This window comes from Cupriavidus sp. 05N40 (genome assembly GCF_056397305.1).
Window position 1 is genome coordinate 1 of the sequence record NZ_JBFTND010000264.1, and the last position, 8615, is coordinate 8615.

Sequence of the window (8615 nt, forward strand, 5' to 3'; positions counted from 1 at the left end):
GTGTTGGCCAGCACCAGGTGCGCATCCGACATCGGCGACGAGAAAAACCACTTGTGGCCGGTGATGCGGTATTCGGCGCCGCGGCCCTCGCCGCGCACCGCGATCGCGCGCGTGGTGTTGGCACGCACGTCGGAGCCGCCTTGCTTCTCGGTCATTCCCATGCCCACGTTGATCGATGGCTTGTGCGCGATCGGCACGTCGCGCGGGTCGTAGGCCTGGGTCAGCAGCTTGTCCCCGAGCTCGGCGAACAGGCCCGGCTCCTTGCGCAGCACGGGGATGCAGGCCTGTGTCATGTTGGTGGGGCAGAGCGAGCCGGATTCGATCTGGCTGTGCATGTAGAGCGCCGCGCCATACGACGTCCATGCCGACGGACGCGCGTCGGCGAAGGGCAGGTTGGCCAGGCCGCTGGCGCGCGCGATGGCCATCATGGCGTGCCACGCGGGGTGGAAACGCACCTGGTCGATCCGCTCGCCGGCGCGCGAATGCGTGTGCAGCTCGGGATGGTGGCGGTTGGCGTCCTCGGCATGGCGCAGGGTTTCCTGCGCGCCGAGCAGCGCGCCCTGGCGCGCAAGCTCGGCGCCGCTCCAGCCGGCGCCGGCGCGTTCCACGGCGCGGCGGATGCCGGCGTCGCTGGTGTACAGGTTGTAGTCCTTGAGCTCCGGCACCTGGTTGGTGATGGTGTGGGTGGTCCAGTTCATCGTGGCGTCTCCTTGCTGTCTCGCGTTGCGCGGCCAGGCATGCCGGCGCGCCGGGCTACGTTGGAAAGGCCATTCTAGATACAATGCCCAGCCAGCATGTTCGGCTTTCGGAGCAGCATGAACCCGCAGCGCAAAGACCCGGCGAAGCCCCGCCGCAGGCCGGTGCAGTCACGCTCATGGCAGACCTCGCTGGCCATCCAGGAAGCCTTTGTTCGGCTTTTGGCGGCGCACGACTACGCGCAGGTGACCATCCGCGCCATCGTCGACCTGGCTGGCGTGGGCCTGGGCACGTTCTACGAATACTTCGGCAGCAAGGAGGAACTGGCGCAGGTCTGCCTGCACCTGCGCGCCAAGCGCATCGTGCTGGCCATGGACGCCTGCCTGGCGCAGCGCCGCGGCGAACCGATGGCAGCCCTGGTGGATGCGCTGATTGCCGTCAACGTGGCGCATCACCGCGAGACGCCCGAGCGCTGGGGGCCGATCTACCTGCTGGAGCGGCATCATTCGGGGCGCGCGGCGTACCGGAAGATGTACCGGCGCTTCGTTGCGCTGTGGAGCAGGGCGCTGCTGGGCGCGGCCGACGCGCCGCCGGCGGCGGTGGTCGAGGAAGCCTCGGTGACGCTGCAGGCCATCGTCTACGGCCTTATCGCGCATGCATGCATCGAGGAAGGGGAGGAAATCGATTTCCCGCGGCTGACGCGGCGCCTGCGCGGCGCGGCGCAGGGGTACCTGGCTACCTTGGGCGAGGCGCCGTTCGAACCGGACGAAGCCGGCCCGGTGCGCCGAGGCCATTCGCAATGACGGCGGCTGTCACGCCCTTCGCGCCGCGCCCCTTCCGCGCACGGGAGAGGGAAGCCGGCCACGGCAGGTCCAACGGCAACCCGTCGCCTAAATGAAAACCGGTGCCATCGGCACCGGTTTCCCTGCTGCATCGAGGCCGGATCCGCTTACTGGATCTTCGCCTTTTCCTTCAGCGCCTTCATCATGGCCTGGAACTGCTCGCGCTGCCAGTTCTGGTCGCCCATCAGCATCTGCGTGAGCTGCGGCTTGACTTCCTCGAACGTGGGGACCTTGGCGTCGCGCACGTCGTCGAGCTGGATGATGTGCCAGCCAAACTGGGTCTTGACCGGGGTGTCGGTCATCTGGCCCTTCTTCAGCGCGGTCATCGCGGCCGAGAATTCCGGCACGTAGCTGCTGCTGTTGGCCCAGTCGAGATCGCCGCCATTGGCCGCGGAGCCCGGGTCCTTGGACGAGGCCTTGGCCAGGTCTTCGAACTTGGCGCCGGCCTTGATCTTGGCGATGATGGCGCGCGCGTCGGCTTCCTTTTCCACCAGGATGTGGCGGGCGTGGTATTCCTTGCCGCTGCCGAACTGGGACTTGATCTTGTCGTACTGCTTGCGCAGCTCTTCGTCGCTGGCGCCGTGGGTCTTGACGTAGTCCTCGAACACCGCGCCGGCCAGCACGTTCAGCTTGGCCTGCTCCAGTTGTTCCTGCAGGTCGTCGCGCTGGGTCAGGCCGCGCTTGTTGGCTTCCTGCAGCAGCAGCTCACGGTCGATCAGCATGTTGCGGGCGCGGTCGCGCAACTCGGCATTGGGCGGCTGGCCGGTGCCGGCGATGAGCTTGTCCAGCTTCGCCGAGGGGATCGCCTTGCCATTCACGACGGCGGCGTTCTGGGCCAGGGCGGGCAAGCTGCCAGCGGCAAGCACAGCCGCCAGGCTGAACGAGAGGACGGTGGTCTTCATGGAATCAGGTCTGAGAGTTGCTCGAGGAATCGCGGGACGATTCGCGGGATTCAAGTTCTTGTTCGGTCAGCGCGGTGACAGCCAGCGCGTGAATTTGCGTGGGGAACAGTTCGCGCAGCGCATCATACACCATGCGGTGACGCGCTACGCGTGTGCTGCCGGCAAACCGGGAGCTGACGATGGTCACATGGTAGTGACCGCCGCCGGATGCGGCGCCGGCGTGGCCGGCATGCAGCGCGCTGTCGTCGCGCACGGCGACGCTGGTGGGGGAAAGGGCTGCGCGCAGCAGCGCCTCGATATGTGCGGGATCGGCGGCCATCTTGGGGTCTCTGTGGTGGGATCGGCCCCGGCGCAGGGCCGGAGGATGGAGCCCGGCGGGCGCACTGCGCTTGCAGCGCACCCGCGGTGTAGTCGGTGAATCCGGTGAGCCCGGCGCCTTATTCGGAGGGGGTTTCCTGCATGTGGCGCGACAGCCAGACGCTTTGCGCCAGGATGAACACCAGCATCAGGCCCATGCTGCCGAACAGCTTGAAGTTGACCCAGGCGTCGGTGGAGAACTGGTAGGCCACATAGAGGTTGACCACGCCCATCACGGCGAAGAAAGCGGCCCAGGCGGCGTTGAGCTTGCCCCAGGCGTTGTCCGGCATGCTGACCTGCTTGCCCAGCATGGCGCGGATCAGGTTCTTGCGCCACAGCAGCGCCGACAACGTCAGCGTGGCGGCGAAGAGCCAGTACAGCACGGTGGGCTTCCACTTGATGAAAGTCTCGTTGTGCAGCAGCAGCGTGGCGCCGCCGAACACCGAGATGATCGCCAGGCTGATCCATTGCATCGGCTCGACCTTGCGGTGGCGCAGCCAGACCCAGCCGATCTGCACCACCGTGGCGACGATGGCCACCCCGGTGGCGGTATAGATGCCCGCGAACTTGAAGGCGACGAAGAACAGGATGACCGGAAACAGGTCGAACAGGAATTTCATGCGGACAGGATAGATCGACGCAAWGGTCGGGGCTGGGTTGGCGGCGAACCGCCGCGCGGGCGGTTCGGCCTTAGCGCGGCGTGTCGGGCGATGTCGGCGCGGCGTCACCCGCCTCGAAATCGGCAGGGTCGCGCTCGTCGAATTTTAGCGCAGCCGAGTTGATGCAGTAGCGCAAACCGGTGGGCGCGGGGCCATCTTCGAAGACATGGCCCAGATGGCTGCCGCATTCCTTGCAGCGGACCTCCACGCGCAGCATGCCATGCGAGCGGTCGGTGTGCTCGTCGATCACCTCGCCGTTGATCGGACGGAAGTAGCTGGGCCAGCCACAGCCGGCGTCGAACTTGGTGCTGGCCTCGAACAGCGGCGTGCCGCAGCCGATGCAGCGGTAGGTGCCGCGGTCCCAGTGGTCCCAGTAGCGGCCGGTGAAGGGCCGCTCGGTGGCCGCTTCGCGGGCGACGCGGTATTCGATGTCGGAGAGTTGCGCGCGCCACTCGGCGTCGGTTTTCTGCGTGGTCATGCTCGGCTTCCTTTCTGGTTGGCCGGGTGGCGCGAGAGGCTGCATTGCCTGGCGTGCGCCGCCCGGAGCATTGGGTCTACTTGGTCGTTTCCGGCACGCGATCCTTACAGTCGTGCCTGCGGGCGGGGTGATCGCGGCGCGCCGCGTACCTGCCTGCCGGGGGGGCTCACGACGAACAGCTCACTTCCAGTCCCGCGGCCCAGTCCGGCGGCAGCGCGGCGTAGCCTTCGGCCTCCGGCTGCTCGTCAAAGGGTCGCGAGAGCACGTCCAGCAGGCGGTCCACCTCGGTGAAATCCTTCTCCCGCGCGCGCTGGATGGCGGTTTCCGCCAGGTGGTTGCGCAGCACGTACTTCGGGTTCACCGCCAGCATGCCCGCGGCGCGCGCCGCATCGTCGGACTGTTCGGCGCGCAGCCGGGCGCGGTACGTGCCGGCCCAGGCATCCCATGCCGCGCGGTCCAGGAACAGGTCGCGTACCGGTGCATCGCGGCTGCCGTCCGCAGACGATATGCGGGCGAGGTTGCGCCAGAACAAGGTGTAGTCCACGCGTTGCGCATGCAGCAGCTGGAACAGCTCGCTCAGCAGCGGCTCGTCCTCCTCGTCGCGCCCGCCCGTGGGCCGCAGGCCGAGCTTGTCGCGGTAGCGCTGGAAGAAGGCGGTGGCATAGCGCTCACGGAAGGGATCGAGCGCGGCGCGCGCGGCTTCGACCGCGGCCTCGCTCGCTGCCTTGCCTTCTTCGCCCTTGCCGTCGCCCTCGCGCCACAGCGGCAGCAGCGCCTGGGCCAGGCAATGCAGGTTCCAGAACGCCACCTGCGGCTGCTGGCTGTAGGCGTAGCGGCCCTGCGTGTCCGTGTGGTTGCAGATATGGTTGGCGTCGAAGGCGTCGAGGAAGCCGAAGGGGCCGTAGTCGATGGTCAGGCCGAGGATCGACATATTGTCGGTATTCATCACGCCGTGGCAGAAGCCGACCGCCTGCCATTGCGCCATCAGCTCGGCGGTGCGCAGCGACACCTCGCGCAGCAGCGCCTGGTAGGGCTGCTTGTCCTCGCGGCATTCGGGCATGAATCGGTCGATGACGAAATCCGCCAGCTGGCRCAGCGCGCTGGTGTCCTCGCGCGCAGCGAAATGCTCGAAATGGCCAAAACGGACAAAGGTTGGCGCCAGGCGTGTCACTACGGCTGAGGTCTCCATGGTTTCGCGCCGTACCGGGGCGTCCGAGCCGACGATGCACATGGCGCGCGTGGTCGGAATGCCGAGCGCGGCCATGGCCTCGGAGCACAGGTATTCGCGGATGGACGAGCGCAGCACCGCGCGGCCGTCGGCCATGCGCGAATACGGCGTCATGCCGGCGCCCTTGAGCTGGATTTCCATCGGGCCGGTGGCGGTGCGCGCCTCGGCCAGGCGGATCGCCCGGCCGTCGCCGAGCTGGCCGGCCCAGACCCCGAACTGGTGCCCCGAATAGACGCTGGCGAGGGGATCGGCCCAGTCCGGGACCTGATTTCCCGCAAAAGTTTCGATGAAGTTACGCTGCGTTGCGGCATGCGCGTCCCAGCCCAGCAGCGCCGCCGAGGACGGCGATACGCTTACCAGGTAAGGCGAGGGCAGCGGCGTGGGCGCGAGCCGGGTGAAGAAGCGCGGGCCCAGCTCCGCGAAGCCCGTCGCCGTCGTGAATGGCACCTGCGGGACGGCCGCGTCGGCTGGCGCGGCGCTGGTTCCGTCCGGCATCGTTTCGGACAGGGAGGGGGGGGCGGCGTTTGGCTCGGGAGAGTTCACGGGGGCTTCGTTGTGAGTGGCTGGGCGGTGCAGCGCCGGCTGGCCGAATTTCCCGCAAGTGCGCTTGCAGGCTAGGGAAAACGACATGTTGAGGTGCAACATGGCAGGCGTTATTGTACTTCCACGCCGTCATCTCCATCTGTGACTGCCGTTGCCGCCGCATTATTTCCGCATGTCCCTCGATCAGCCCTRCCGTGCATGCACCGACACAGGGCGCGAGCGCGGCTTGCCAGCGTTCCGGGTACGGCGGCGCACAACGGAATTCCGTTGACGTTTCATCAAAGGATGGGAACAATCGGCCAAAAAATAGAACGGTTGTTCGTTTTTTGGCGGATCTAAAAAACCACAGGAGACTATTCCATGGCATTGATGGGTCAAATGATGAGCGAGCCCCTGCTCATTTCCTCCATCATCAAGCACGCYGCRCGSYAYTACGSCAGCACRGAAATCGTCTCGCGRCGGACCGARGGCGACCTSCACCGCTACACCTACCGCGAYTGCGARCTGCGSGCCCGCAAGSTGGCCCAGGCCATCGCCGCGCTCGGCGTGCGCCAGGGCGAGCGGGTCGGCACACTGGCCTGGAATGGCTACCGCCACCTCGAAATCTACTACGCCGTGTCCGGCTCGGGCGCGGTATGCCATACCGTCAATCCACGCCTGTTCCCGGAGCAGGTGGCCTATATCATCAACCACGCCGAAGACCAGTACGTGTTCTTCGACGCCACCTTCCTGCCGCTGGTGGAAGGCGTGGCGGCCCATTGCCCCGGTGTGAAGGGCTGGGTGATGATGAGCGACCGCTCGCACATGCCGGCCAACCCCAAGGTGCCGCTGCTGTGCTACGAAGACCTGATCGACGCGCAAGACGGCAACTACACCTGGCCGCAGTTCGACGAGAACACCGCGTCGAGCCTTTGCTACACCTCCGGCACCACGGGCAACCCCAAGGGCGCGCTGTACTCGCATCGCTCCACCGTGCTGCATTCGTACGCGTCGGCGCTGCCTGACGCGCTGGGCTGCTCCGCGCAGGATGTGATCCTGCCGGTCGTGCCGATGTTCCACGTCAATGCCTGGGGCCTGCCGTACTCGGTGCCGCTGGTCGGCGCCAAGCTGGTCTTCCCGGGGGCCAAGCTGGACGGCGCGTCGCTATATGAGCTGTTCGAGCAGGAGAAGGTGACCTTCTCCGCCGGCGTGCCCACCGTGTGGCTCGGCCTGCTGCAGTATGTGCAGGGCAACCAGCTCAAGTTCTCCACCTTCCACCGCACCGTGATCGGCGGCTCGGCCGCGCCGCCGGCCATGATCCGCGCGCTCAAGGCACTGGGCGTGGAAACCATCCACGCCTGGGGCATGACCGAGATGTCGCCGCTGGGCACCTCGTGCAAGCTGCTGGCCCGCCACAACGACCTGCCCGAAGAAGAGCAGCAGAAGATCCAGGAAAAGCAGGGCCGCGTGATCTACGGCGTGGACATGAAGATCGTCGACGGCGATGGCAACGAACTGCCGTGGGACGGCAAGGCCTTCGGCGACCTGCATGTGCGCGGCCCGTGGGTGATCGAGCACTATTACCGCAACGACGCTTCGCCGCTGGTCGATGGCTGGTTCCCCACCGGCGACGTGGCCACCATCGACGCCGATGGCTACATGCAGATCACCGACCGCAGCAAGGACGTGATCAAGTCCGGCGGCGAGTGGATCTCCTCCATCGACATCGAGAACGTGGCCTCGGCCCACCCCGCGGTCCATATGGCGGCCTGCATCTCCTGCTACCACCCGAAGTGGGACGAACGCCCGCTGCTGGTGGTGGTCAAGCGGCCCGGCACCGAGGTGACGCGCGAAGAGCTGCTGGCGTTCTTCGAAGGCAAGGTCGCCAAATGGTGGATCCCCGACGACGTCGCCTTCGTCACCGAGATTCCGCTCACGGCCACCGGCAAGATGCAAAAGCTCAGGTTGCGCGAGCAGTTCAAGGACTACCGACTGCCGTCGGCCTGATTCCAAGGCGGCCACAGAGCCGCCGATGCTTGCCGGCCCATGCGGCCGGCGCCCGCAGGACAGGTCCGCGCCGCGCCGAGGTTTCGGCAGAGGGCGCTGCGCGAACCGGGATCAACGAAAGCCAACAAAAAAACCGAAGGAGACAAGCATGATCAGATTGCGTCCGCTCGTGGCCGCCACGGCACTGTTTGCGGCAATGGGTTCCGGGGTCGCGGCTGCTGAAACGGTAAAGATCGCCTTTATCGATCCGTTGTCCGGGCTGATGGCGCCGGTCGGCCAGAACCAGCTCAAGAGCTGGCAGTTCGTCGCCGACATCGCCAACCAGAAGGACTGGGGCGGCGGCAACAAGTTCGAGGTGGTCGGTTTCGACAACAAGCTGTCACCGCAGGAAAGCCTGACCATCCTCAAGCAGGCCGTGGACCAGGGCATCCGCTATATCGTGCAGGGCAACGGCTCCTCGGTTGGCCTGGCGCTGGAAGACGCGGTGGCCAAGCACAACGAGCGCAATCCGGGYAAGGAAATCGTCTACCTGAACTACGCCGCGGTAGACCCGGACATGACCAACAGCAAGTGCAATTACTGGCATTTCCGGCTCGACGCCAACTCCGACATGAAGATGGAGGCGCTGACCACCTTCCTGGCCAAGGATGCCAACGTCAAGAAGGTCTACCTGATCAACCAGAACTATTCGTTCGGGCATCAGGTGACGCGCGCCGCCAAGGATTACCTCAAGCGCAAGCGTCCTGACATCCAGATCGTCGGCGAAGACCTGCACCCGCTGGCCCAGGTCAAGGACTTCGCGCCCTACGCGGCGAAGATCAAGGCCTCCGGCGCCGACACCGTGATCACCGGCAACTGGGGCAGCGACCTGGCCCTGCTGATCAAGGCGGGCAAGGATGCCGGCCTGACCACCAACTACTACAC

9 protein-coding genes are annotated in these 8615 nt (G+C 66.2%); 3 read left to right on the top strand and 6 right to left on the bottom strand.

Features of this window, described 5'->3' with window-relative positions:
* A partial coding sequence (locus AC1DO7_RS36790) for an acyl-CoA dehydrogenase family protein (protein ID WP_477117268.1) occupies window positions 1-698 on the bottom strand: 698 nt, incomplete at its 3' end.
* A 117-nt stretch (window positions 699-815) separates the two neighbouring features.
* On the opposite strand from AC1DO7_RS36790, the gene AC1DO7_RS36795 reads away from it, so the two are divergent.
* Window positions 816-1499 (top strand): TetR/AcrR family transcriptional regulator, encoded by a 684-nt coding sequence (locus AC1DO7_RS36795; RefSeq protein WP_441615455.1) that lies wholly within the window; start codon window positions 816-818, stop codon window positions 1497-1499.
* A 146-nt stretch (window positions 1500-1645) separates the two neighbouring features.
* Here AC1DO7_RS36795 and AC1DO7_RS36800 read toward each other — a convergent pair whose 3' ends face one another.
* The 5 genes from AC1DO7_RS36800 to AC1DO7_RS36820 form a co-directional block, all read right to left on the bottom strand.
* On the bottom strand, window positions 1646-2440 hold the full coding sequence (locus tag AC1DO7_RS36800; protein ID WP_441615457.1) for a peptidylprolyl isomerase: 795 nt from the start codon (window positions 2438-2440) through the stop codon (window positions 1646-1648).
* A gap of 4 nt (window positions 2441-2444) precedes the next feature.
* Window positions 2445-2759, bottom strand: coding sequence for a BolA family protein (locus AC1DO7_RS36805; protein WP_441615459.1), 315 nt, complete (start codon window positions 2757-2759; stop codon window positions 2445-2447).
* A 118-nt stretch (window positions 2760-2877) separates the two neighbouring features.
* Entirely contained in the window at window positions 2878-3417 is a 540-nt protein-coding gene (locus tag AC1DO7_RS36810; protein WP_441615460.1) for a septation protein A, read from the bottom strand.
* A gap of 70 nt (window positions 3418-3487) precedes the next feature.
* Complete coding sequence (gene msrB, locus AC1DO7_RS36815; protein ID WP_441615462.1) at window positions 3488-3934, bottom strand: peptide-methionine (R)-S-oxide reductase MsrB; 447 nt, start codon at window positions 3932-3934, stop codon at window positions 3488-3490.
* A 166-nt stretch (window positions 3935-4100) separates the two neighbouring features.
* Complete coding sequence (locus AC1DO7_RS36820; protein WP_477117269.1) at window positions 4101-5657, bottom strand: protein adenylyltransferase SelO; 1557 nt, start codon at window positions 5655-5657, stop codon at window positions 4101-4103.
* 408 nt (window positions 5658-6065) lie between these two features.
* Here AC1DO7_RS36820 and AC1DO7_RS36825 point away from each other — a divergent pair, with 408 nt between their 5' ends.
* Window positions 6066-7691, top strand: a complete 1626-nt coding sequence (locus AC1DO7_RS36825; RefSeq protein WP_477117270.1) for a 3-(methylthio)propionyl-CoA ligase — start codon at window positions 6066-6068, stop codon at window positions 7689-7691.
* Window positions 7692-7839: 148 nt separating this feature from the next.
* A partial coding sequence (locus tag AC1DO7_RS36830) for an ABC transporter substrate-binding protein (RefSeq protein ID WP_477117271.1) occupies window positions 7840-8615 on the top strand: 776 nt, incomplete at its 3' end.